26 protein-coding genes and 1 pseudogene are annotated in these 23,209 nt (G+C 71.5%); 10 read left to right on the forward strand and 17 right to left on the reverse strand.

Annotated elements, in window-relative coordinates; genetic code table 11:
- Positions 1–18 precede the first annotated feature (18 nt).
- Entirely contained in the window at positions 19–1,215 is a 1,197-nt protein-coding gene (locus ACFWUY_RS24125) for a CaiB/BaiF CoA transferase family protein (RefSeq protein ID WP_384112526.1), read from the forward strand.
- A 132-nt stretch (positions 1,216–1,347) separates the two neighbouring features.
- On the opposite strand, the gene ACFWUY_RS24130 is transcribed toward ACFWUY_RS24125, so the two are convergent.
- Entirely contained in the window at positions 1,348–1,620 is a 273-nt protein-coding gene (locus tag ACFWUY_RS24130; protein ID WP_384112529.1) for a hypothetical protein, read from the reverse strand.
- A 356-nt stretch (positions 1,621–1,976) separates the two neighbouring features.
- On the opposite strand from ACFWUY_RS24130, the gene ACFWUY_RS24135 reads away from it, so the two are divergent.
- Positions 1,977–2,981, forward strand: a complete 1,005-nt coding sequence (locus tag ACFWUY_RS24135; protein ID WP_384112532.1) for a protein kinase — start codon at positions 1,977–1,979, stop codon at positions 2,979–2,981.
- Here ACFWUY_RS24135 and ACFWUY_RS24140 read toward each other — a convergent pair.
- Positions 2,965–3,771 (reverse strand): SGNH/GDSL hydrolase family protein, encoded by an 807-nt coding sequence (locus ACFWUY_RS24140; RefSeq protein ID WP_384112536.1) that lies wholly within the window; start codon positions 3,769–3,771, stop codon positions 2,965–2,967. The two genes, ACFWUY_RS24135 and ACFWUY_RS24140, sit on opposite strands and share 17 nt — an antisense overlap.
- A 636-nt stretch (positions 3,772–4,407) precedes the next feature.
- Here ACFWUY_RS24140 and ACFWUY_RS24145 point away from each other — a divergent pair.
- The 4 genes from ACFWUY_RS24145 (at position 4,408) to ACFWUY_RS24160 (ending at position 8,338) form a co-directional block, all read left to right on the forward strand.
- Positions 4,408–5,238 (forward strand): glycosyltransferase family 2 protein, encoded by an 831-nt coding sequence (locus ACFWUY_RS24145; protein ID WP_384112539.1) that lies wholly within the window; start codon positions 4,408–4,410, stop codon positions 5,236–5,238.
- Positions 5,235–6,353 (forward strand): glycosyltransferase family 2 protein, encoded by a 1,119-nt coding sequence (locus ACFWUY_RS24150; protein ID WP_384112542.1) that lies wholly within the window; start codon positions 5,235–5,237, stop codon positions 6,351–6,353. The genes ACFWUY_RS24145 and ACFWUY_RS24150 overlap by 4 nt, the downstream gene beginning before the upstream one ends.
- Positions 6,350–7,144 carry a polysaccharide deacetylase family protein gene (locus ACFWUY_RS24155; RefSeq protein WP_384112546.1) on the forward strand — a complete coding sequence of 265 codons (795 nt, stop codon included), beginning with the start codon at positions 6,350–6,352 and terminating at the stop codon, positions 7,142–7,144. Before ACFWUY_RS24150 ends, ACFWUY_RS24155 begins: the two co-directional genes overlap by 4 nt.
- A gap of 75 nt (positions 7,145–7,219) precedes the next feature.
- The gene (locus ACFWUY_RS24160; protein ID WP_384112549.1) at positions 7,220–8,338 is read left to right on the forward strand and encodes a DUF5925 domain-containing protein; all 1,119 of its coding nucleotides are present in this window, start codon (positions 7,220–7,222) and stop codon (positions 8,336–8,338) included.
- A 151-nt stretch (positions 8,339–8,489) separates the two neighbouring features.
- Here the strand turns inward: ACFWUY_RS24160 and ACFWUY_RS24165 are convergent, their stop codons facing one another.
- On the reverse strand, positions 8,490–8,864 hold the full coding sequence (locus ACFWUY_RS24165; RefSeq protein ID WP_384112552.1) for a GntR family transcriptional regulator: 375 nt from the start codon (positions 8,862–8,864) through the stop codon (positions 8,490–8,492).
- Between the two features lie 74 nt (positions 8,865–8,938).
- Between ACFWUY_RS24165 and ACFWUY_RS24170 the strand changes: the two genes are divergently transcribed.
- The gene (locus ACFWUY_RS24170) at positions 8,939–9,862 is read left to right on the forward strand and encodes a GNAT family N-acetyltransferase (protein ID WP_384112555.1); all 924 of its coding nucleotides are present in this window, start codon (positions 8,939–8,941) and stop codon (positions 9,860–9,862) included.
- Positions 9,843–10,325 carry a DUF402 domain-containing protein gene (locus ACFWUY_RS24175; protein ID WP_384112558.1) on the forward strand — a complete coding sequence of 161 codons (483 nt, stop codon included), beginning with the start codon at positions 9,843–9,845 and terminating at the stop codon, positions 10,323–10,325. The genes ACFWUY_RS24170 and ACFWUY_RS24175 overlap by 20 nt, the downstream gene beginning before the upstream one ends.
- A 2-nt stretch (positions 10,326–10,327) precedes the next feature.
- On the opposite strand, the gene ACFWUY_RS24180 is transcribed toward ACFWUY_RS24175, so the two are convergent.
- The 5 genes from ACFWUY_RS24180 to ACFWUY_RS24200 all read right to left on the reverse strand — a co-directional run bounded on the left by ACFWUY_RS24180 (position 10,328) and on the right by ACFWUY_RS24200 (position 14,253).
- Positions 10,328–10,741 (reverse strand): DUF6299 family protein, encoded by a 414-nt coding sequence (locus ACFWUY_RS24180; protein ID WP_384112561.1) that lies wholly within the window; start codon positions 10,739–10,741, stop codon positions 10,328–10,330.
- A 76-nt stretch (positions 10,742–10,817) separates the two neighbouring features.
- Positions 10,818–11,282, reverse strand: a complete 465-nt coding sequence (locus ACFWUY_RS24185; RefSeq protein WP_384112564.1) for a GNAT family N-acetyltransferase — start codon at positions 11,280–11,282, stop codon at positions 10,818–10,820.
- On the reverse strand, positions 11,279–12,775 hold the full coding sequence (locus ACFWUY_RS24190; RefSeq protein ID WP_384112568.1) for a tripartite tricarboxylate transporter permease: 1,497 nt from the start codon (positions 12,773–12,775) through the stop codon (positions 11,279–11,281). Before ACFWUY_RS24190 ends, ACFWUY_RS24185 begins: the two co-directional genes overlap by 4 nt.
- A 3-nt stretch (positions 12,776–12,778) precedes the next feature.
- On the reverse strand, positions 12,779–13,273 hold the full coding sequence (locus ACFWUY_RS24195) for a tripartite tricarboxylate transporter TctB family protein (RefSeq protein WP_384112570.1): 495 nt from the start codon (positions 13,271–13,273) through the stop codon (positions 12,779–12,781).
- On the reverse strand, positions 13,270–14,253 hold the full coding sequence (locus tag ACFWUY_RS24200; protein ID WP_384112573.1) for a Bug family tripartite tricarboxylate transporter substrate binding protein: 984 nt from the start codon (positions 14,251–14,253) through the stop codon (positions 13,270–13,272). The genes ACFWUY_RS24195 and ACFWUY_RS24200 overlap by 4 nt, the downstream gene beginning before the upstream one ends.
- A gap of 135 nt (positions 14,254–14,388) precedes the next feature.
- Between ACFWUY_RS24200 and ACFWUY_RS24205 the strand changes: the two genes are divergently transcribed.
- Positions 14,389–15,057 (forward strand): response regulator, encoded by a 669-nt coding sequence (locus tag ACFWUY_RS24205; RefSeq protein WP_384112575.1) that lies wholly within the window; start codon positions 14,389–14,391, stop codon positions 15,055–15,057.
- A gap of 143 nt (positions 15,058–15,200) precedes the next feature.
- On the opposite strand, the gene xerC is transcribed toward ACFWUY_RS24205, so the two are convergent.
- The 8 genes from xerC to ACFWUY_RS24245 form a co-directional block, all read right to left on the reverse strand.
- Entirely contained in the window at positions 15,201–16,376 is a 1,176-nt protein-coding gene (gene xerC / locus ACFWUY_RS24210; RefSeq protein WP_384112578.1) for a tyrosine recombinase XerC, read from the reverse strand.
- Between the two features lie 61 nt (positions 16,377–16,437).
- Positions 16,438–16,737: a helix-turn-helix domain-containing protein gene (locus ACFWUY_RS24215; RefSeq protein ID WP_384112581.1), complete on the reverse strand. Its 300-nt coding sequence runs from the start codon at positions 16,735–16,737 to the stop codon at positions 16,438–16,440.
- 308 nt (positions 16,738–17,045) lie between these two features.
- A complete protein-coding gene (locus ACFWUY_RS24220; RefSeq protein ID WP_384112584.1) occupies positions 17,046–18,587 on the reverse strand; it encodes a YfjI family protein in 1,542 nt (513 codons plus the stop codon).
- Between the two features lie 187 nt (positions 18,588–18,774).
- On the reverse strand, positions 18,775–19,710 hold the full coding sequence (locus tag ACFWUY_RS24225) for a bifunctional DNA primase/polymerase (protein ID WP_384112587.1): 936 nt from the start codon (positions 19,708–19,710) through the stop codon (positions 18,775–18,777).
- Positions 19,711–19,851: 141 nt separating this feature from the next.
- Complete coding sequence (locus ACFWUY_RS24230; protein ID WP_384112590.1) at positions 19,852–20,643, reverse strand: hypothetical protein; 792 nt, start codon at positions 20,641–20,643, stop codon at positions 19,852–19,854.
- A gap of 26 nt (positions 20,644–20,669) precedes the next feature.
- Positions 20,670–21,038 (reverse strand): hypothetical protein, encoded by a 369-nt coding sequence (locus tag ACFWUY_RS24235; protein ID WP_384112593.1) that lies wholly within the window; start codon positions 21,036–21,038, stop codon positions 20,670–20,672.
- A 5-nt stretch (positions 21,039–21,043) separates the two neighbouring features.
- Positions 21,044–21,502, reverse strand: a complete 459-nt coding sequence (locus ACFWUY_RS24240; protein WP_384112596.1) for a hypothetical protein — start codon at positions 21,500–21,502, stop codon at positions 21,044–21,046.
- Between the two features lie 11 nt (positions 21,503–21,513).
- Entirely contained in the window at positions 21,514–21,702 is a 189-nt protein-coding gene (locus ACFWUY_RS24245) for a hypothetical protein (protein ID WP_384112606.1), read from the reverse strand.
- 282 nt (positions 21,703–21,984) lie between these two features.
- Between ACFWUY_RS24245 and ACFWUY_RS24250 the strand changes: the two genes are divergently transcribed.
- Positions 21,985–22,611 (forward strand): DUF6000 family protein, encoded by a 627-nt coding sequence (locus tag ACFWUY_RS24250; RefSeq protein ID WP_384112610.1) that lies wholly within the window; start codon positions 21,985–21,987, stop codon positions 22,609–22,611.
- Positions 22,612–22,837: 226 nt separating this feature from the next.
- On the opposite strand, the pseudogene ACFWUY_RS24255 reads toward ACFWUY_RS24250, so the two are convergent.
- Positions 22,838–23,209: pseudogene (locus ACFWUY_RS24255) on the reverse strand (hypothetical protein); the annotation flags it as partial.

Here is a 23,209-nt window from a genome sequence, read left to right on the forward strand (position 1 = left end):
AGGGTAGGCAGGGCTTCCATGAGCACTCAGCCACTCCCCCTCGAAGGGATCACGGTCGTCGCCGTCGAGCAGGCCGTCGCCGCCCCCTTCGCCACCCGGCAGCTCGCCGACCTCGGCGCCCGCGTCGTCAAGATCGAGCGGCCCGACGGCGGGGACTTCGCCCGCGGGTACGACACGGCCGCCCGGGGCCTCGCCTCCCACTTCGTGTGGTGCAACCGCGGCAAGGAGTCCGTGGCGGTCGACCTCAAGGATCCTCGCGGCCTCGCCCTCGTCCGGCGGATGGTGGCCGGCGCGGACGTCTTCGTGCAGAACCTGGCCCAGGGGGCGGCGGCCAGGCTCGGCCTCGACGCCGCCGCCCTGTGCGCCGCGCACCCCCGGCTGATCGCCGTCGACGTCTCGGGGTACGGGGCAAGGGGCCCGTACGCGCACAAGCGGGCGTACGACATGCTCGTCCAGTGCGAGGCGGGTCTCGTGTCGGTGACCGGCACACCGGAGCGGCCGGTCAAGTCGGGGATCCCGGCGGCCGACATCGCGGCCGGCATGTACGCCTTCTCCGGCGTCCTCGCCGCGCTCGTACGACGCGGCACGACCGGCCGGGGCGGACCGGTGGAGGTCTCCCTGCTCGACTCCCTCGCCGAGTGGATGGGGCATCCGTTGCACTACGGGACGCACGGGGGTACGCCCCCGGCGCGTACGGGGCTCGCGCACGCGGTGATCGCGCCGTACGACGCCTATCCGACGGCGGACGGTGGCCTGGTGCTGCTCTCCGTGCAGAACGACCGGGAGTGGCGGCGGCTCGCGGAACAGGTCATCGGCCGCCCGGAACTGGCCGACGCCCCGGCGTTCGCGACGAACACGGCCCGGGTGGCCGGGCGCGCGGCGACGGACGCGGTGGTCGCGGCGGCACTGGCCCCGCTGACCGCGCCCGATGCGCTGGCCCGGCTCGACGCGGCGGGCATCGCCTGCGCCCGGCTCAACTCGGTCGCGGAGCTCGCCGGGCATCCCCAGCTGACGGCCCGTGACCGCTGGCGCGAGGTGGAGTCGCAGGTCGGACCGTTGCGGGCGCTGCTGCCGCCGATCGTGTTCCCGGACGCGCCGGAGCCGCGGATGGACCGGATCCCGGCCCTCGGGCAGGACACGGACGAGGTGCTCGCCGGGCTCGGGGTGCCGGAGTCGGAGGTGAAGGAGCTGAGGAGGGCGGGCGTGATCGCCTGACGCCACCTCTGGCGGATACGACTGAGCGCCGGACGGGCGGGGACACGTCCGGCGGTGTCGCAGTCGGAGTCGTACGGGCCACCGGGCGGCAGCGGGCGGGAACCTCGGGAGCCGCGGCCCGGCACCCGCCCCCTAGCGGCGCGTTCCGAAGAGGGAGCGGCGCAGTCGGCGGAGCGGGGCGAAGAGCGAGACCCGCGCGCTGCGGCTGCGGTGACCGTGCACCGGCACCTCGGGCGTACGCGACGTCAGCTCGCGCATCAGCAGCGTCGCCTCGGCCGCCTCGCGCTGGGGCACGGCGGGGCCGCCGAGCACCGCGAGATGACGGTCGAGCCGCGAACTGGTCGCGCCGCTCCCGCAGGTGATGGCAGGCACTCGCGGCCTGCTGCGCATTGCTATCTGTTCCATGTCACTCCCCACCCGTACAAGGGCACCCGACCCAGGGCAGGTTAACCCTATCGCCCCGCCATGACACCCGTGTATCCCGCCGACATGACGGGGCGCATGCGTACGAGGGTTGACGGTCACTGTCCGAATCCATCTGATTCCAGGGCGAGTTGGACAGGACCCGAACACCTGCCGAACCGTCACGAACCATCCTGCACTCCGAGGCCCCACCCATGGGCGGCCGGGCCGGTGTGATCTCCACCACCAAGATCGTTCCCCCCTGGCCGCCGACGGACCGGCGACGGACCTGCGACGGACCGCCGACAGATCAGCCACGGACCGGCGACGGCGGGACACCCCTCGGCTACCGTGGATCCATGACGGTGATCGCGGGTCGTTACCGGCTTCTGGACGTCCTCGCCGAGGGGGCGACGGGCACCGTCTGGCGCGCCCTGGACGAGACGAGCGGCCACGACGTGGCCCTGAAGGAGTTCCGGGCCCCGGCCGGACTCCCGGCGGACGAGGTGCCGCTGCTGTCCGCCCGGCGCGAGCGCGCGGCACGGGCCGCCGCCAGGATCTCGCACCCCTCCGTCGTACGGGTCCTCGCGGTGGCCACCGAGGACGGCAGGCCCTGGGTCGTGACGGAGCTCGTGCGCGGCCTCACCCTCGCCGAGACGCTGGAGGCCGCCGGTCCGCTGCCGGCGCGCGAGGCCGCGCGGGTCGGCGCCGAGGTCCTCTCCGCCCTCAGGGCGGCGCGGGAGGCCGGCGTGCCCCACCGGGGCGTGGAGGCGCGGCACGTCCTGCTCGCCAACGACGGCCGGGTCGTCGTGACCGGTTTCGGTACGGCTCCGGGGGACGGGCCGGGCCCGGAGGCCGACCTGGGGTCCCTGGGGGCGCTTCTCGACGCGGCGGTGTCCGGGTCGCCCTCGGCGGACGACAGGACCGGAGCGCTCCGCGCCGTGATCGAGGAGCTCGCGCACCCGGACCCCACGCGTCCCGTGACGGCGGACCGGGTCGAGGAGGAGCTGCGGCGGCTGGCCTCGGGGGGCGCACGGCCCCCGGGAACGGGGACCGGCGCTCCGGTGGGCGGCGAGCCGGGCGGGCGGGAGGCGGAGGACGTCCCCACCGCACGTGCGCCGGTGCCCGGTTCGGCTCCTCCGCCGCGCCGGACGCGGTCGAAGCCCCGGAAGCGTTCGCCGCGCCGGAGCCGGGTGCTCCTCGCCGGGCTGATCGGGGCGCTGCTGATCGCGGCGGCGCTGGTGTATCACGCGGTACGGGACGGGGACCGTGGCGCCGGGCCCGGTCCGGGCGGTGTCACGAGCACCGCTCCGGCCGGTCCCGGCGCCACGGGCGCGGGCGGCGCGGTTACGCCACGCTCCTGAAGGAGGGGAGGTAGCCGCCGGACTGTCCGGCGGCGGTCGGGTGGTAGGACTCCCCGATGTTGAGCCAGTTGACGCTGTGCAGCCAGGCGGATCCGGAACAGATCTCGTGTCCGGTGAAGGCCGGGACGACGCTGGAGAAGGTGTAGCCGTGGTCGGCGGCGCGCTTGGCGACGGCCGCGTTGAGGTGGTCGGAGGCCCCGTTGATGGCCCTCCGCTCGTTCTCGCTGAGGCCGGCGACACAGCTGCCGGCCAGCTGGTAGAAGCGCGGGTAGCCGAGGACGACCACGTGGGCGGCGGGCGCCTTGTTCCTGATGGCGGTGTAGACGGAGTCGAGCCTGCCGGGCAGCGTGGTGTCCACGTAGCTCTTGGCCTGATTCACACGGTTGATGCAGGTGGCTTCGGACTGCAGCACACAGGTCGTCATGACGTCGGCGAAACCGGCGTCATTTCCTCCGATCGTGAGGGAGACCAGGTCGGTGGCGGCGGAGAGGGGGCCGAGCTGACCGGCGGTCACATCACCCGTTCGAGCGCCCGAGCAAGCGGTGAACGCGAAGGAGGAGGGGGCGTTCGCGTTCTTCCACAGCACCGGGAACGCCTTCGTGGAGCGCTTGCAGTCGCCGCTGGCACTGTCGTAACTCCCGGCGCCGACACCGGAGGAGTACGAGTCACCCAGCGCCACGTAGTCGAGGGCGGCGGTCTCGGCGGCCTGGGCGGCGCCCGCCCCGGTGAGGGCGAGGACGGCGCCGAGCAGGAGCGAGGACGAGAGGGCGGTGAATCGGGACAGTCTCATGGAACCTCCCTGTAGCAGGATCTCTGCGCTACCAGGTAGTAGCATCGGATCCGCCGCTCCGGAAGTGTTCATGTCAAAACTGCCGACGAACATCGCCTGATGTCCCCTCAGGGAGCGTCGAAATCAGGCCACCTCGGGAACCGGAGGTTCCGGTACCGCCGGGCGGTCGAACGAGATCGCGACACATTCACACAACAACGCACAGGAGCGCGATCCCGCCTCACCGTTCCCCACGCGCAAACGGATTGATCGAATCCGATCGGGACGGTTGCACTTCTGACCGGCGAAGCTTCGCCAAACTACGGAAAAGCGGGCCACGGATCCGGGGCTTGCCATACAGTCTCATTCATCAATACCGTCGTACATCTCACCCGCACGGACCATCATGCACAGCGGCTCAGGGGAGGGCTCTAGCGTCGCGATGGTCCCGGAGTGAGGCGCGGTAGGGGGGTGTCGTGCTCGGTGTGCGAACGTGCGCCGAGTGGCGGGTACCGCGCGGCCAGTCATGCCAACTCACGGGTCCTGCAAGGAGATCGATTCCGCGCGGGCGAAGCGAGAACCCCCCTTTCGAACCGGACACACCATCGGACCGCCCAAGGGGTGGGCGGCCCACCGGACGAGAGGGAAACCAGACCCATGAGCTCGTTCCTGCGCCCATCCATCACGGGCCAAGAAATGACCGAGCCGAGTCGAATAGCCGCCCAATACCGGGCCATCACCTCGCATCTGGCGATCACACCGCCGGTGAGTGTCGTCATTCCCGCGATGAACGAAGCCGAAAATCTTCCGTACGTCTTCAAGACGCTGCCGGAATGGATTCACGAAGTCGTCCTCGTCGACGGAAATTCCACTGACAACACGGTGGACGTCGCCCGTGAACTCTGGCCGGACGTCAAGGTCGTCAAGCAGGTGGGCAAGGGCAAGGGCGACGCGCTGATCAGCGGGTTCGCCGCCTGCACCGGCGACATCATCGTCATGGTCGACGCGGACGGCTCGGCCGACGGCCAGGAGATCGTCTCCTACGTCTCCGCCCTCGTCGGCGGCGCCGACTTCGCCAAGGGCTCCCGATTCGCCAACGGCGGCGGCACGGACGACATGACGACCATCCGCAGACTCGGCAACTGGGCCCTCTGCACGCTCGTCAACCGCAAGTTCGGCGCCCGGTACACCGACCTCTGCTACGGCTACAACGCCTTCTGGCGTCACTGCCTCGACAAGATCACCCTCGACTGCACCGGATTCGAGATCGAGACCCTCATCAACATCCGGGTCGTCAAGGCCGGTCTCAAGGTGCAGGAGGTGCCGAGCCACGAATACAACCGCATTCACGGCGTCAGCAACCTCAACGCCGTACGCGACGGCATCCGCGTCCTGAAGGTCATCCTCAGGGAGAGGTCGCCCAGCAGGGCGGCCCGCCGCCGGCCCGCTCCGTTCTCGGTCAACGTCCCCCGGGGAGAGACGTCTTGAACGACCGCACGACCCCGGGCGGCTTCTCGGTGGTGATCTGCGTCTACACGGAGGAACGGTGGGAGGACATCCTCGCCGCCGTCGACTCCGTACGGAAGCAGTCGCTGCCGCCGCTGGAGACGCTGCTCGTGGTCGACCACAACGAGCGGCTGCTCTCCCGGCTCGCCGAGGAGTTCCCGGACCACCGGTTCCGCGAGGAGGTGCGGGTGCTCGCCAACACGGGCCCCCGCGGCCTCTCCGCCGGCCGCAACACCGGAATCGCCGCCGCCCGCGGCGAGTTCGTGGCCTTCCTCGACGACGACGCGGTCGCCGAGCCGGACTGGCTCCACCACTTCGCCGCCGCCTACGACGACCCGCGCGTCATGGCCGTCGGCGGCCGGACCCTGCCCGCCTGGGAGTCCGGCCGCCGCCCCGCCTGGTTCCCGGAGGAGTTCGACTGGGTCGTCGGCTGCACGTACCGGGGCCTGCCACCGGGCCGGGTCCCCGTGCGCAACGTGCTCGGCGGCAACGCCTCCTTCCGTCGTACGGCCTTCGACGCGGCGGGCGGCTTCGCCACCGGCATCGGGCGCGACGGCGACCGGCGGCCCCTCGGCGGCGAGGAGACCGAACTGTGCATCCGGCTCGCCAAGGCGCTGCCCGGGGCGATCCTCCTCATCGACGACCGGGCCGTCATCCACCACAAGGTGCCCGCCGTCCGCGAGCGCTTCGCCTACTTCCGCACCAGGGTCTACGCCGAGGGCCTCTCCAAGGCGCTCGTCGCGCGGAGCGTCGGCGCGCAGAAGGGACTGGAGTCGGAACGGCGCTACACCACGAGGGTGTTGCCCTCGGGCGTCCTGCGCGGAGTCCGTGACGCGCTGCGCGGCCGCTCCGGCGGCGCGGGCCGGGCCGGGGCCATCGTGACCGGAGTGACGGTCGCCGCCGGCGGCTACGCCCTCGGTTCGCTCCGCGCCCGGCGGAGCGGGACGAGCTTCTCGTGGGGACCGATCGAACGGGAGCCGGTCGAACGGACCCCGAGCGACACCGCGGAGGCCGGGACCGTGGAGACCGGGACCGTGGGGACCGCGAGCGACACCGTCGGGGCCGGTGGCGGGGCCGTCGAAGGGGCCACTCGATGAACGACACCACGGCCGTGCCCGTCCTCATGTACCACGCCGTCGACCCTGATCCCGCCCCCGCGACCCTGGGACTCTCCGTCACCCCCGAGGCCTTCGCGGCGCAGATGGAGGTGGTCGCCGAGCGGGGGTTCACGCCGCTGACCACCGCCGGGCTCGCCGCCGCCTGGCGCACCGGCCGTCCGCTGCCCGCCCGGCCGCTGCTCGTCACCTTCGACGACGGGTACGAGGGCGTGCACCGGTACGCGCTGCCGGTGCTCGCCAAGCACTCCTTCGCGAGCACCGTCTTCGTCTCCACCGGCTGGCTCCCCGGCAGGCACGCGACGGGCGGCGCGCTCGACACCATGCTCGACTGGGCGCAGGTGCGGGAGCTCGCCGGCGCGGGTACGGAGATCGGCGGACACAGCCACACCCACCCGCAGCTCGACCAGCTCGACGCGCGGCGGCTCCGGTTCGAGACGCTGCGCTGCCGCGAGATCGTCGGCGAGGAGCTGGGGACCGCCCCGGTCTCCTTCGCCTACCCGTACGGGTACTCCAGCCGACGGGTCCGTCGTACCGTCCGGGAGGCCGGCTTCACGCAGGCGCTCGCCGTCGGCAACGCGCTGGCCAGACGCCGACAGGGTCCGTACGCCCTGGAGCGGGTCACCGTGCGCCGGTCGACGGACGTCGAGGAGTTCACCCGGCTCGTCGAGGGCCGGGCGATCGGGCGGAACTTCGCGGCGGACCGGGCCCTGACGAAGGGGTACGCGCTCGCGCGGCGCGCCCGGGGCGCGGTGCGGGGCCACTGGATCTGACGTACCGCCGGACCTGCGGACCCGGGGGAGCGTCCCGTTCGAAACCCGGTGCGCGCACTGCCCGGTTGCCGGATCATGGGCGCCATGGCTGACACCCCACCGGTACCGTCGGAGCCCCAGCGGTCGCTGCCGATCCGACTCAACCTCGATGACGGCGACTCGCCCTCGGACGTCGTCGACGCGCTGTTCCTCGGCCGCTTCGCGACCGGGGAGCAGCCCCACGCGCACAGCACCAGCCTGGACCGGGTCAGGCCGGAGGCGACCCTGCTTCCGGCGGGGGCGAGCGTGCTGCGGGCCGCGAAGGACGACGACCGCAGCGCCCTGCTCGCCGAGGGCGAGGGGTGGACGCTCCTCGTCTCCCGCTGGAACCGGGGCGCGGACGTCACCGTCACCGCCGCCGACGCGGAGCTCGCCGAGCGCGTCCTGAAGGAGGCGACCGACGGGGCGAAGGACGAACCGGAGCCGCAGCCGGAGGACGTGACGATGGGGTTCTGGTACGTGTCGCCCCGGCGCGGCCCGCACCGGACGACCCGGCAGATCGGCGCCGGGACGTGGGAGGAGGTCCGGCCCAACTACTCGGCGCCGGTGGCCGAGTCCATGGACCGGCTGATGAAGGTGACGCCCGACTCGATCGCCGGCCGGCTCCTGCTGCTGCACGGCCCGCCGGGCACGGGCAAGACGTCCGCGCTGCGGACCCTGGCCCGGTCCTGGCGCGACTGGTGCCAGGTGGACTGCGTCCTGGATCCCGAGCGGCTCTTCAACGACGTCGGCTATCTGATGGACATCGCCATCGGGGAGGACGAGGGCACGGCGAAGGGGCGCTGGCGGCTGCTGCTCCTGGAGGACTGCGACGAGCTGATCCGGGGCGAGGCGAAGCACACGGCGGGCCAGGCCCTTTCACGGCTGCTCAACCTGACGGACGGTCTGCTCGGGCAGGGGCGCAACGTCCTGGTGGGGGTCACCACCAACGAGGACCTGGAGCGGCTCCACCCGGCCGTGGTCCGCCCGGGCCGCTGCCTGGCCCGCATCGAGGTGGGGCCGCTGACCCGGGCGGAGTCGGTGGCCTGGCTCGGCCGCGAGGAGGACGTGCCGCGCGAGGGCGCGACGCTGGCGGAGCTGTTCGCCCTGCGGCGCGGCACGCCCCCGGCGGGACTTCCCGAACCGCGCACGGCGGGGGCGGGCCTCTACCTGTAGCCGTTCCCGCCGGAAGCCGGGCGGCCCCCGCCGGAAGCGGCCGCTGTCCGCGGCCGCCCGCCCGGAGCCCCGCCGCCCCGCCCGGAGCGGAGCCCCACCGCCCCCGCCCGGAGCCCCGCCGGGAGCCCGTGGCCGCCCCGCCCGCGAACCGTCAGTTGTCGTACGCGGCGCGCAGGGCCTCGCTCAGTGCCGCCTCCGCCGCCTCGCGACTGAGGCCGAGACGGCGGGCCTCCTCGGCGTACTGGGCGGCGGCGGTGGCGGCCCGGCGGGTCGCGGCGTCGCCCGCCGCCGCGACGAAGGTCCCGTGGCGACCGCGCGTCTCGATCACCCCGTCCGCCTCCAGTGCCTTGTACGCCTTGGCGACCGTGTTCGCGGCGAGGCCCAGCTGTTCCGCGAGCCCTCGTACCGTCGGCAGCTTGTATCCGACCGGCAGTCTGCCCGACCGGGCCCGCTCCGAGATCTGGGCACGCAGTTGTTCGTAGGGAGCGGTGGTGGATTCGTGGTCCACGGCGATGGTGAGTGTCACGCCGCCGATTCTGCCCCCACCCCACCGGAAAAGGGGAGGCGGCGGTGTGCCCCCGGCCCGTAGCGTGCGGCCCCATGACTGTGATCGTGCGTGATGTACGGGCCGAGGACGCCGGGGGTTTCGCCCGGGTCCGGCGGGCCGCGCTCCCCTGGATGCTCTCGACCGCCGAGCAGCTCGTCTTCGACTGGGCGCACGCCCATCCCGAGAGCCACTACCGGCCGCTGGTCGCCGTGACCGAGGACGGCGGGATCATCGGGACCGCCCAGGTGGGGATCGCCCACGACGCGCCGGAGCCGGGCATCGGCTATGTGAACGTGTACGTGGACCCGGCGCACCCGGGGCGCGGCGCCGGGACGCTGCTGCTGCGGGCCGCCGAGGAGTACCTGGCCGAGCGGGGGGCGCGCACCCTGTACAGCTGGGCCCTCGACGAGCCGGCGAACCGTTCGTGGGCCGAGCGGCGCGGCTACGCGCCGAGCCGTTCCGCGCACTTCCTCCGTCTCGATCTGACCGCCGCCGAGCTGCCGCCGCTCGCCGTTCCGCCGGCCGGTGTCGAGCTGCTCACGGCCGAGGACTTCGCGGCCGACCCCCGACCGCTCTTCGACCTCGACGCGGTGACGACCGCCGACGAGCCGGGGGACGTGGGGGCCGAGCTCGACGACTACGCGCACTGGCTGGCGACGACCTGGGAGCATCCGCTGCTCGACCGGGCGCTGACGACGGTCGCGGTGGTGGACGGGGTTCCCGCCGCGTTCAGTGCGGCGCAGACGGACGGTCTGGGCCGGTACGCCTCGGGGATGACCGGTACGGCCCCGGCGTTCCGGGGGCGCGGTTTCGCCAAGCTGGCCAAGAACACGTCGCTGCACCGGGCCCGTGCGGCGGGCTGCGTGGAGGCGTTCACCGGGAACGACGCGGGGAACGGGCCGATGCTGGCGATCAACGAGTGGTTCGGTTACGAGATCTGCGCGACGGAGGTGCGGCATGTCCGGACGATCGGTTGAGGTCACCCTGACGAAGGCGGGCCGGACGAAGATCCGCTATCCGGCGGAGGTGCTCGCGGAGGACGGCGCCCGGCTCTCGGTGCGCGCTCCGTGGGCGGCCGAGGGGGTACGGGACTTCGGCTTCGTGCGGTTCGAGCCGGGCGACGTCTTCGTGGAGCACTACTGGCGCGACCGCTGGTTCTCCGTCAAGGAGGTGCGGTCCGCCGAGGGCGTCCTCAAGGGCTGGTACTGCGACATCACCCGGCCGGCCGTGATCAGTGGCGCCGGGGTGGTGGTCGAGGACCTGGACCTGGACCTGTGGGTGTCGGCGGACGGCAGCGAGGTGCTGCGGCTCGACGAGGACGAGTTCGCGGCGAGCGGGCTCGCCGCCTCCGATCCGGAGGCGGCGGAGCGTGCCGTCGTGGCCCTCGACGAGCTGGAGGCGCTGGGCCGTGAGGGGCTGATCGACCTGCTGCGCCGGTAGCGTCAGCGGAGTTCGACGGCCGCTTCCTCGACGGCGAGGAATTCGGGGGTCGGCAGGCCCCATCCGCCGGTCGTGAGCTGCATGAGGGTGGCCTGCACACGGGCGGTGCCCGGCCGGTAGGCGGGGTCCTTCACGACGGAGGTGTTGATCCACTCGTGGAGGTGTCCGTCGCAGACGGCGCGGGTGCCGCCGATTCCGGCGGAGCGGTCGCCCTGGACGAGGGTGGAGCTGACGAAGACGGGGCCCGCGCTGTCGTCGAGGCAGCGGTAGGTGCCGGAGAGGGTCACCGTGCTGTCGTCGCCGACGGTTCCGTATCCGTGGACGGAGAGGTCCTCGGCGGCTCCTCCCGCGTGGGCGAGGGGGGCGGCGGCGGAGGCCAGCAGGGCACCGGCGGCGAGGGCGAGTCGGACGCGCATGAGCGGGGTCCTTTCAGGGTGGGGGGATGCTACTGCCCGCCAGGGATACCGGATCCGGCCGCCACATGTCCGAAACTCACCCCTTCGGGGGCGCGTTGAGGAACTTTCGGTAGTGAATACGGTCGTACGGTCCGTCCGCGCGGCGCTCGACGACCTCGTAGCCGTACCGCTCGTACAGCTTCTGGTTCTCCCACATCATCGCGTTGGTGAGCAGCCGGACCTCGGGAAGTCCGAGCTCCCCGGCGTGCCGCTCCACCCAGTCGAGCAGCAGTCGGCCCAGGCCCGTGCCCTGGGCGTCGGGGTGGACGGCGATCTCGTCCAGACAGAGGTGATCGGCCTCGTGGATCACCACCACGAGGCCGGTGACCGGGTCGCCCGTGACGAAGACCCGCCCCGCGGCCACGTTCGCCGCGTGGTCGTACTCCATCGGGGCCGGTACGAGACCGATCCGATCGATGTAGTGGTGGAAGGCCGCGTCGGTCACGGCCTTCACGGCGGGCACGTCCGCGGCGACCGCGGGACGGATCAAGGCGTCTGTCATACCGTCACGTTACGACGGCGGAAGATCACCTTCCTCAACAGGGGCCAGGCGAGGAGCAGCACCACGACCACGTACACGGTGATCGCGAACGGGGTGTTCACCAGACCGGTCACCGAGCCGTCGCTGATCTGCAGAGCACGCCGCAGCTGCTGTTCGGCGGCCGGGCCGAGGATGACGCCGATGACGGCCGGCAGTACCGGCAGGCCGTAGCGGCGCATGCCCAGGCCGATCAGGCCGATGACGAGCAGGACGACCAGGTCGAGCGCCTCCCCTCCCACGGCGTACGCGCCGACGGCGGCGAAGAAGAGGATGCCGGCGTAGAGGTACGGGCGCGGGATGCGCAGCAGCTTCGCCCAGACGGGCGCGAGCGGCAGGTTGAGCGCGAGCAGCAGGACCATGCCGACGAAGAGCGAGGCGATCAGGCCCCACACCAGGTCGGGCTCCCGCTCGAAGAGGAGCGGGCCCGGCTGGATGCCGTACTGCTGGAACGCGGCCAGCATCACGGCGGCGACGGCCGTCGTCGGCAGCCCCAGGGTCAGCATGGAGACGAGCGTCCCCGCCGCCGAGGCGGAGGCCGCCGACTCGGGTCCCGCCACACCCTCGATGGCGCCCTTGCCGAACTGCTCCTTGTGCTTCGACAGACGCTTCTCCGTCACGTACGACAGGAACGTCGGGATCTCCGCGCCGCCGGCCGGGATCGCGCCGAACGGGAATCCGATGAGAGGACCGCGCAGCCAGGACTTCCAGGTGCGCTTCACATCGTCCCTGCCCAGCCAGGGGCGCCCGACCGGGATGGCCTCGCCCGCCGTGCGGCGCAGGTGCGCGGCGACCCAGAGGGCCTCGCCGATGGCGAAGAGACCGACCGCGACGATGACCACGTCGACGCCGTCGGCGAGCTGGAGCGAACCGAAGGTGAGGCGCTGCTGCCCGGTCATCTGGTCGAGGCCGACCAGACCGATGGTGAGACCGATGAGGAGCGAGGCGAGGCCCCGGATGCGGGAGGAGCCGAGGACCGAGGTCACCGCGATGAAGGCGAGGACCATCAGGGCGAGGTAGTCGGGGGCACCGATGCCGACGGCGAGCGCGGCGACCGTCGGGGCGAGGACGACGAGCAGGATCGTGCCGATCATGCCGCCCGCGAAGTGGCCGATGGCCGCGGCGGCGAGCGCCTGCGCGCCGCGGCCCGCCTTGGCCATCGGGTTGCCCTCGATGGCGGCGACGACGGCCGCGCTCTCGCCGGGGGTGTTGAGGAGGATCGAGGTGGTGGAGCCGCCGAACATGGCGCCGTAGTAGATGCCGGCGAACATGATGAACGCGCCGGTCGGTTCGAGCCCGTACGTCACCGGGAGCAGCAGGGCGACGGCCATGGCGGGGCCGATGCCGGGCAGGACGCCGATGGCCGTGCCGAGGAGCACGCCGATCGCGGCCCACAACAGGTTCATCGGCGTGAGGGCGGTGCCGAAGCCGTCGATGAGGGAGTTGAGGGAATCCATGGGTCAGATCACTCCCATCAGCGGGCCGCCGGGCAGCGGGACGCCGAGCAGCTTGTCGAAGACGACGTAGGTGAGGAGCGAGAGGGCGGCCGCGATCAGGGGGTCGCGGTGGAGGTGGCGGCTGCCGAGGGCGTAGGCCGCGCCCCAGAAGAGGAGCGCCCCGGCGACCGGGAAACCGACGGGTCCGATGAGGACCGCGAAGGCGAGGAAGACGCCCGCGAGGAGGAGGACCGTACGCCAGTCGGCGGGCTCGGTCAGGTCGACGTCCTCGCCGGCCTCGGCCTCGCCCCGGCCGCCGCGCAGGACGTCGACGGAGAGGAGCACGGCGACGACGAGCAGGCCGCAGCCGACGACGAGGGGGACGGTGGCGGGGCCGACGGGGCCGCGCCCGGTGAGGTCGGCGTCGAGGGTGAGGGCGTCGGTGAGGACGAGGACGCCGAGGAGGAACAGGAGGGCGCCGACGCCGAGTTCGGAACGCTCACGCAGCCAGGTCTTCACAGCCCCAGCTCCTTCAGTACGGAGCCGACGCGCCGGTCCTGCTCGGCGAGGAACGTGCCGAACTCCTCGCCGGGCAGGAAGGCGTCGTCCCAGCCGTGGGTCTTCAGCGACTCGCGCCACTGCGGGGAGTCGTGCAGTGCGGTCACGAGGGTGACGAGCTTGTCGCGCTCGGCGTCGGAGAGGCCGGGCGGGGCGACGATGCCGCGCCAGTTGGTGAACTCGGTGTCGAGTCCGGCCTCGCGGAGCGTGGGGGCGTCGAGGCCGGGGACCCGCTCCGGTCCTGTGACGGCGAGGAGGCGCAGCTCCCCCGCCTTGATCTGGTCGAGGTACTCGCCGACGCCGGAGACGCCGAAGGCGACCTTGTCGCCGAGGATGGAGGCGAGGAGCTCGCCGCCGCCGTCGAAGGGCACGTAGTTGACGTCCTTCGGCGCGATCCCGGCGGCCTGGGCCATCAGCATCGGGGCGAGGTGGTCGGGGCCGCCGGGCGAGGACCCGCCGCCGACGGGCAGTTTGCCGGGGTTCTTCTTCCAGGCGGTGAGCAGGTCCCGGATGGTCTTGTACGGGGAGTCCTTGCCGACCACGACGATGTCCTGCTCCTCGGTGAGCCGGGCGATCGGGGTGGTGTCGGCAAGGGTCCTGGGGGTCTGGTTGGTGTGGACGGCGCCGACGACGCCGAGGCCCATGGACATGGCGAGACGGCCGTTGCCGCGTTCACCGACGAGCCGGGTGAGGCCGACGGTGCCGCCCGCGCCGGGCAGGTTGAAGACCTCGACGTCGCCGGTGAGGTCCGCCTCCTCGGCGTTCTTGGCGGCGGTGCGGGCGGTGATGTCGTAGCCGCCGCCGGGGGTGTTGGGGACCATGAAACGCAGGCCGGGTATCCGCGTGCCGGTGTCGGAGCCGCTGCCGGGGCTGAGCAGCGGCGGAGCCACCAGGACGAGCAGCGCGGCCCCGAGGAGGGCGAAGGGGGTGCGCAACCGCACGTGTGCCGCCTCTCGTGTCGAAGGGGAAGGGGGATGTGAGGTGGCCCACATGTTGCCCGCGCGTTAAGAAGCTGTCTCTCTTCCGCAACCAACGGACGTTGTGGTCGTTGTGGTCGGGACCTAGCGTGGGTCGGCGTGACGAGAGTGCTGGTGGTCGACGACGACTTCATGGTCGCCAAGCTGCACTGCCGCTATGTGTCGGCGGTGGCGGGCTTCTCGGTGTCCGGGGTCGCGCACAGCGGCGCGGAGGCGCTGCGCGCCGCCGAGCGACTGCGGCCCGACCTGGTGCTGCTCGACGTCTTCCTGCCCGACATGGACGGCGTCCAGGTGCTGCGGGAGCTGCGCGCGGCGGGCCTGGGCATGGACGCGCTCTTCATCACGGCGGCGCGGGACGTGGGCACGATCCGCGCGGCGCTGCGGGCGGGGGCGCTGCACTACCTGATCAAGCCGTTCAGCCAGGCGGCGCTGCACGAGCAGCTCCGCCACGTGGCCTCGCTGCGCAGCCGCCTCGACGAACTCGACGAGGCCCGGCAGGAGGACGTCGACCAGATCTTCGGCACCCGCCCGCGCGGCTCCCGGGAACTCCCGAAGGGCCTCGCCGCCCACACGGCCGACCTGGTCGACTCGGTCCTCCGCGCCCACCCGGCGGGCCTCTCGGCGACGGAGTGCGCGGAGGCCGGCTCGCTGTCCCGGGTGAGCGCCCGCCGCTACCTGGAGTACTTCGCGGAGACGGGCCGCGCGGAGATCACCCTGCGGTACGGAGGAACGGGACGCCCGGAGCGGCGCTACCGGCGGCTGGGGTAGGGCGTCGGCGGGCCTGTTCCTCAGGCGCTCCTTTCCTGCGTCGTAAGCGGCTCCGGAGAGGAATCCGCTGGTCGTGCGCCGCTTTGGATGCCCCCAAGAGTGCCAGGGGAGCCAAACCGGGAGCCACGCCGCTGGAGGCGGCTTTACTTCTTCGGCTCCTCAGGCCCCGGGAAGATGTCGTCCATCGCCTCGGCTCCCTGAGTGATGATCGGGCGGAGCTGCTTCCGGTACACCTGTTCCGTCGTCTGCGTAGTGCTGTGTCCTACCACCCGGGCGATCACCTCGATCGGGATCCCGTGATCGGACAGGACAGAGACGAAACTCGTCCGGAGCTCCCTTGGCGTCCACGCCCCGGGGTCCTCGAACCCAGCCTCCTTGAGCAGAGTGCGGAACGCTCGGCGAACGTCCTCGGCGGTGCGCTGCTGACCGCTGGCCGTGCCGAAGACGAAGTCCTCGTCACTCCACACGAGTCCCAGCGACTCTCGCTGCGCCTGCTGCGTCTCGCGCAGCGAGCACAGGATGGCGACGAGCTGCTGCGGCATCGCCAGGGTCCGCCGGCTCTTACGCGTCTTCGTCTCGCCCGTGCGTCGCACGGAGCGCCACACTTCGATGTGCGGCATCGTGCCGTCCGGCACGTCCAGCTTCACGTGGCTCCACGTGAGGGGGCGTACTTCCTCGGTCCGAATGCCAACCAGCAGCGAGAGAGCGAGGTAGGCGTGGATCCAGGAGCCGAGCATCGCGCTGAGAGCCGCCTTGGCTTGTAGCAGCGTCAGGGACTTACTCGGACGCCCTGACTGGCCTTCCGGCGTCTCTACCAGTTCGGCCACGTTGCGGAACACCTTCCCCCTCCGCTGAGCGTGCGTGATCGAGCGCCTCAGGATGGAGAGCACCATCTGGAGAGAGCTGGTCGCCAGGACCATGGCCTTCTCGTCCAACCAGTAATCGAGTGTGTCCGCCTCCAGGTCGCGCAGCTTCGCTCTACCCAGGTCGGCCACCACATGGTTCTTGGCGAGACTTCGGTACGTGGAGATGCTCACGGCATCACGCCCCTTGAGGCCGTGCTTGAGCCAGTCCGTAACAGCCTGCTCGACGGTGTACGTGGCGGAGGTCTTGACCCCTGCTTCCAGCTCCTTCTTGAGCTCTTTCAGCTTGAGCCGGACCTCGGTCTTGGTCTTACCGGACACCTTCGGCCGATGCCGCTTCCCCGCAGGGGTGTAGCCGAGCGATACAGCTCCGATGAAGCGGTTCTTGGACTTGTCCCAGTAGATCGAGTCTTCTCCATTGCCAGCCTTGCGCGGCTGGTCGGACGAGTTGGGCATTCGTGCCTTCCAATGACGGAGGGCCGCGCCGAGGATCGGCGCGGCCCATAGGTGAAACGGGTCAGGCGGCTTCGGCCTCGCGCTTGAGCAGTTCGACGTAGTCGTCGATGTACTCGCTCGGCACGAGGCGCCGGCGTCCGATACGGACGGTGCGGAGCCGTCCGAGGCGGACCTCCTCGTAGGCCTTGGTCCGCTTGATGCTGAGGAACACGGCCGCGTCCTCAACTCGATGCAGGCGGCGGTACTCCACAGAGGGTGCAGCAGCTCCCCCGGTGCGTACGTGCCCCGCATCACCACCGGCGGAAGCGAGGTGGAGATCCAGGATGTTGCTGTTGGGCTGGGGCGTCTTGGTGGTTGCCATCGGGCTCCTTCAGCTCGGTCCGGGGTGCCAGAACCCCGGAAAGTGCTGACAGAACTGACAGAACCTCGCCGGATGGCCTCTGACCTGCAGGTTTGGGCGTTTCCACGGTCGTGACAAAACCTCAAAAAACTCTGACAGAACCTCGAAAACCTCAGTTCTGTCAGGGCGGGCGCTCGCCTCCGGGGGAGGTTTTTTGAGTTCTGTCAGAGTTTCCGGAGGTTCTGTCAGAGCTCCGGAAGTGCTCGTTTCCGCAGGTCAGGTGGCTGGTCGGGAGGTTCTGTCAGTTCTGTCAGCGGATCCGGGGGTTTTCAGGCGGCTGGGGTGATGCGGGGGTGGGTCTCGTAGCGGGGGGAGGGCGGCCGGCCGCCGCGGGTGGTGCGGGGCGGCGGGGGCTGCTGGCGGACCCAGCCGTGTTCCTCCAGCAGGACCAGGGCGGGGTCGAGGTCGCTCATGGCGGGGAACTCGCTGCGGGGCATCGCGCGGAAGAGGTCCCGCTTGGTGAAGGTGGCGGTGCGGGTCTCGCGCAGGTGGGTCAGCACGCTGTGGGCGGCTTCCTGGGCGGGGTCGGCCTTCATGGCGTCGAAGACGTCCAGGGCGTGGGCGGTGAAGTAGTCCCCCAGCCGGGTGGCGTCGGCCATCGTGGCGGCGGCGATCGGCTTGGTCCAGGCGTCCTCGGGGTGGGCGGCGAGGTGGAGCAGCCCGGCGATGCGGGCGACGGCACCGTCGCGCTTGCTGGCCCAGTTCACGATCGGCGCCAGGGTCCCGTCCTTGCGCAGGCGGGACTCGGTGACGCGCTGGTAGGCGAGCAGGACGGCGTCGGCCTCGGAGGTGAGGGTGAGCTCGGCGGTCTCGGTCCAGGCCGCGAGTGTCAGCGCGAGCCGTCCGAGCTTGTGGGCGTAGGTGTCGGCGGTGTCGGGGCTGAGGAGTTCGGGGGTGACGTTGCGGTAGCCGACGAGGGATTCGGGCTTGGAGTAGAGGAACCGGGCGAGCAGGCCGCGTCCGTCGGCGCCCTTGATCTGCCCGATGGAGTCCAGGACGTCCGGCTGCATCGCCAGGCCCATGGTGATGGCGGGGTTCTCGATGTACTGGGCGTCGCGGGCCTGGCGGTTGACGCGGGCCATGTCGCCGGCGTGGCCCTTGAGGAAGATCCCCATGTTCGGGACGCCGGAGTAGCGCCCGGCGATGATCTCGAAGATCTCGCCCTCCGGGGACAGGATGGAGATCCGTCCGTCCTGCTGGGCGAGCAGGGTGGTCAGGGACTCGGCGGTGATGTCGTCGGCGATGAGCTGCGGCTCGGCCGGGATCACGGCCCGCTCGGCGGACCGGGACAGGGACGCGGCCTCGGCAGTCAGCTCGGCCAGCTTCTCGGCATCGGCGCTGGCGGCCTGCTTCTCCGCCCGCTCGGCGGCGGCCTTCGCGATCCGCGCGGCCGCGGCGGCCTCGGCCCGCTGCGGCGCGGTGAGCTCGATGAGGGCCTTCTCGGCGGCGAGCAGGGGCTTGGTCATGAGCCCGAACACGGCGCTCTTGCGGTTGCCGGGCGGCAGGGCGACAGCGGTGTAGAGGTTGACCGGCTCGCTCCACTGCCCGCGCACGGACACGGTGAGGCGTCCGCCGGCGGCGGTGCCGATGACGGCGAGCGCCAGGCACCCGGCCAGGTCGACCGGGGTCTGGGTCTCCTCGGCGACACCGGCCGTCATGGCGCCGAGCCAGTCGGGCAGCGTGTCGACGGGGAAGACGGGGAGTTGCCCGCGCGGGTTGAGCGGGACCGGTTCGTCCCACACCGGCCCGGCGACGTCCTCGGCGGTCATCTCGTCGAATCCGGCCCACAGGTCCGGCTCGTGCGCGCTCATACGGCGTCCTCCCGATCGGTCAGGGGCAGGGGGTCAGTGCGGTGGGCCGGGTGCGGGTCAGAGCCAGAGGAGACGCCTTCGGCGACGCCCGTCGGGGTGCCCACGGCCGGGAGTCGGCCGGGCTGTTCGGCGGACTCGGGCATGTGGTGGACGGGACGGCTCTTAGGAGGCGGGGGGAGGAAGTGGTTCATGCCGTCCTCCGGGCGCCGGCGGGGTTGTGGGCGATGGACCAGTCGAGCCCGCGGGTGATGACGTCGTCGTAGTAGCGCTGCGACTGCGTGGCGTTCCCCGCCGCCGCCCTTCTAAGAGCCTCCTCGACGTCCTGCCGGGCGAGGTCGCCGGACGCGACTAGCCGTCCCAGGGCCCGTGCGGCGGCGAGCAGGGTGGCGTTGCGGGTGCCGTCGGCGGCGCGGGCGACGCTGTCCGTCTCGTTGCGCAGCGCTGCGGCGGCGTAGCGGGATGCCCGAACGCTCAGCGGCACCGGGGGCGCCGTGGCGGTCTGGACGAGCTTGGGGCGGGCCGTGAGGGCGTCCAGGATCCAGGCGGGCAGCGGGGCCGGGGGTCGGCTGTCGAGGACCTCGTAGAAGCCGTCCAGGGTGTGGCTGCCGGGGGCGACGACGTAGCCGCCCCACCCTCGGGTGTCGATGTGCTTGCCGAGCCGTCCGGCGGTGTTGCCGAGCCGGACACCGTCGGGCTGGGTGAAGTACAGGTGCTGCCCACCGCGCGCGGTCCTCACCCGGTGGGTGAGGGGGACGGCCTGTCCGGCGCGCTCGCAGAGCGCCTCAAAGGTGGTCACGCCGTCAGGCGTTCCTTCTTCGTCTGTCGGCTTGAGCGTGTCCAGGTCGACGACCAGCAGTCCGGAGGGGCCGGTGGCGATGCCGATGTTGTACGGGGCGTGGGTCCAGGCGGCAGCGAGCAGGTCGTGGTCGGTGGTCGCGCGCTGCTCGGGGGTCTTGTGCCCGTCCGTGCAGCGGCCGGTGCGAGGGCAGCGGGAGTCGGCGTGGCCGGCGGGCCGCTTGTCCCGAGAGCGGAGGGGGAAGACGGGCCAGCCGCGTTCGGCGGCGCTGATCGCGTGGGCGAGCAGGTCCAGGCCCGGCAGGTCGATCGTGGGCAGATCGCTCACTCGGTCACCGTCCGAGGTGCGTGGTCTCGCGGATTGGGGATCGGATGGGTCATGCTGGGTGTCTCCAATTCGTTGCGAGCGGGTTGGATGTGAGGGCGGCCCCGGCTTTGGCGAGACGGGGGCCGCCCTCGGTCGTGCTGGTCAGGCCGCAAGTTCGGGCTGGTGCCAGGCGGGCAGGTCGTCCAGGACGCGGGTGCGCCATCGCAGGGCGTAGTCGAGGCAGTTGGCGCAGTTCTTGTGGGTGTGGCCGGGGATTGGGGGCCGGTGGCGGGCGTGGTAGCTCCAGGCCAGGGAGTCGGCGGAGGCCAGGAGGTGGCCGACCCGGGCCAGGCCCAGGGTCTTGAAGCCGAAGCCGTGCAGGCGCAGCCCGTGGGCGGCCATGGCGGTGACGATGGCCGCGCCCTCGGTGGTGGACTGGCGGCGGCAGACCGAGCCCAGTCCCACGACCGGTTCGGCCCGCAGGTTGACCCCGGCCTTCTCGTAGAGCTCCCGGCAGTGCTCGTACTCGGGGATCGTGTTGCCCTGCAGGGTGGGGATGATCCGCAGGTCGGGTGCCAGGCTGCGCAGGTCGAGGAAGTTGTTCACCGTGCGCCGCTGGTGTTCGACGACGCTGAGACCGGTGCCGGCGAAGCGCAGGGGGCCGGCCTGTCCGCCGTGGATGATCAGGTCCTCACACATCCAGTCCTGTCCGGCGGCCCAGTCATAGGGGCCGACCGACTCCCAGATGCGCCGCAGATCGGTGACGTACTGGCGCGGGCTGCGGGTCCAGGTGCCGTGCTTTTGGAGCTCCGTGAAGCCGCCGGAGTCGACGGCGTAGGGGCCGAGGGCGGGGTGGAGGATTTTGGTCTGGGTGAAGTGCTGGGCCTTGAGGAACAGCGGTATCCGCACCGCGCGGACCCAGTGCTGTTTGTGGGTGGTCAGGTAGAAACGCACGCGGAGATCTCCCTAACGGTTGGCTGTTACGCGGCGAACAGATCGGCCTGCCCCGGCTCGACCGGGACAGCGACGCCAGCGACGGACTGCCCGGCGCCGGTCGTGACCGGGGTGATGGGGGCGACCGGGGTCAGGACGGTCACCCGCTGGTTGGTGACGGGGCCGTCGTTGTGGAACCGCCAGGTGCCCACGTCGTGCTGCGGCCGGTCCGACCCGGGCCGGGTGTAGCGGCGGGGCTCACCGAGGTGGGCGGCGTTCCACTCCTCCGCACACACCTTGTGGACAGGCTCACCGGCGTGCGACCGCAGCGGGGTCGGCCGACCACACAGGCCGCACGGCCGGTTACGTGCACGGTCGAAGTGCCGGGCGTCGCCCCAGTCCAGGAGCGGGTCCATGCCCGTCAGGAGGTCGACTGGGTGGTCTGGCGGACGTAGTGGCGCGGGTCGCAGATCACGGCCGCGTCGTCGACGTCCATGAGCCGCCGGGCGGCCCGGTCGGCGTCCGTGGTGGCGTCGCTGACGGGCGGGGCGACCTCGTCGCCGAGGGCGATGCGGTCGAGCAGGGCGGCCTTGCGGAGCCAGAACTCCCGGCTCGTCTCGGTGCCGAACGGCCGGTCGGCGGCGGTGCGGGCGACCCAGCCGATCTCCCGGATGATGCTCGGGGCCTTGGCATAGGCCTGCTCCGGCGTCGGCCACTCCTCCGGGGTGGCGGGGCGGTGGTCGGCGGACAGGTAGATGCGGGTGCGGTCGCCGTTGCGGGTGGCCGTGCGGTGGGCGGACCAGGTGGTGAAGACGCTGCCGAGGGTGTCGATGACGTGGTCGGTGTCGTCGGGGTCGCAGATGACGCGGATCTCGAACACGGTGTGTCTCCTCAGAGGTTGGAGGCGGCGTCGATGAGGCTCTGGGCGAGGCGGTTGATGGGGCCGGCAGCGCCGGTGGAGGCGAGGAAGAACCCGAACCCGGCAGCGACGAGCGCGCTGCCGTAGCCGAGGTTTCCGGCGCGCAGGAGGAAGTACAGGACGAGTCCGAAGAGGGCGACGAGCGAGACGGTTATGGCCATGCCGAAACTCCCTTGATCACAAGGTGGGGTGGCTGGGTAGGGTGCGGGTACCTCGGGTGCTGACAAGCTCGGGGACATGGCCGACGGCGCGTCCGCCTAGCTCCTGCAAAGAGCGGGGTACGTCTCATGACGGGCGCCGTCGGCCGCTTCATGCCCAGGGTCAGGGGGTGCCGGCGCGATGGATCGCGCGGCTGTGGTGGATCAGGCACCGTCCGACGGGCCGACCGGTGCGACTGAGAAACGCATTGGTCGAACGGCTTTGTCCAGGAGCAGGATGCAGCTATGCGTTACCCCAACGAGGACCCTGAGCTGTTCGCTCTTGTGCACCGCTACGTCGCACCCAACCGGCGCTACCTCAAACTCGGTGGCCACATCCGGCGCACGAGTGATCCTGAACGCACCGAGTTCGTACGGGCACTGGGCGAAGACGCCGGAGCTATCACTCCCGGCGAGCTGGCCATCCTGCTCGAAGGTGGCTGGCGCGAGCGCAGGACCGCTGCCTGGCTCATCGCCGTGGCCCGCAGAACTGAGTTCCGCGAACGCCTCGGCGAACTGCTGCTTGCCAGCGAGGTCTGCTTCGCAGGCTCGGACTACTGCGTGACCTTGGCCAGCTTCGGCACTCCTGCCGACGCGGACCTGCTGGCCGCCTACCTCGACCGCTACCTGCGGCGCCCGGACCTCTACTACGACCAGCCAGCCGCCATGGGCGCGCTCCTCCACCTCGATGCCAAACTCCGTGCCGATCAAGCGGCCCGGTTCCTGGCCCCAGACGGCCTTTGGCATCAGTGGATCGACGGGCCACCCCGCAAGGAGCACCACGGCACACCAGAGAGCTATCGCGAGAGCATCAGCTGGGCTTGCGCCTTCGCCGATGAGAGCGCTGAGCATCTCCCGTCAACGAACCGCTGACGTCGTCCTTCGCGCGCCTGCGTAGGGCGGTACCAAACCTCTGCTGGGGCTGGTGGAGTTTGGAGTGCCGAAAAGGGCCCGTCGTCGGGCGAAAGGCCGGTGGGCTTCGTCGTGTCAGCTCACCAGTCGTTGTCGGTAGCGGTGGTGGGTTTGTCGGGGGTGTTGACGATGCCGCGTCCGTCCCAGATGGCGGCGTCCTGGTCTTCCTCCTCGAAGGTGGTCTCGTTCATCGGATGGCCTCCTGGCGGGCGTGGGCGGCGGCGGTGCGGACGAGGGTGAGAACTTCGGCGCGGGTGCGGCCCTGCGCGTCGTTCCAGCGGTGGTAGGGCTCGCTGACCCCGCGGGCGGCGAGCACGGTCTGGAGGTGGTGGCCGGCGGTGCGGGCGGTGGTCTCGTCGCCGTAGCCGAGGCGGAAGAGAACGGCCTGGGCGCCGAGGATGCAGCGACGGCCCGAGGTGGAGCGCAGGGAGCCGTGGTGCCAGCCGTAGCGCTCGATGACCAGCGCGGTGAGCTCCAGGTGTTCGGCGACACTGATCTGCCGTCCGGCGCCGTGGAGCCGGCGCAGCAGCGGGAAGTTGAGCGCCCAGTTGGGCAGAAG

Origin of the sequence: Streptomyces sp. NPDC058664, from assembly GCF_042716635.1 — a bacterium.
Taxonomy (GTDB): Bacteria; Actinomycetota; Actinomycetes; order Streptomycetales; family Streptomycetaceae; genus Streptomyces.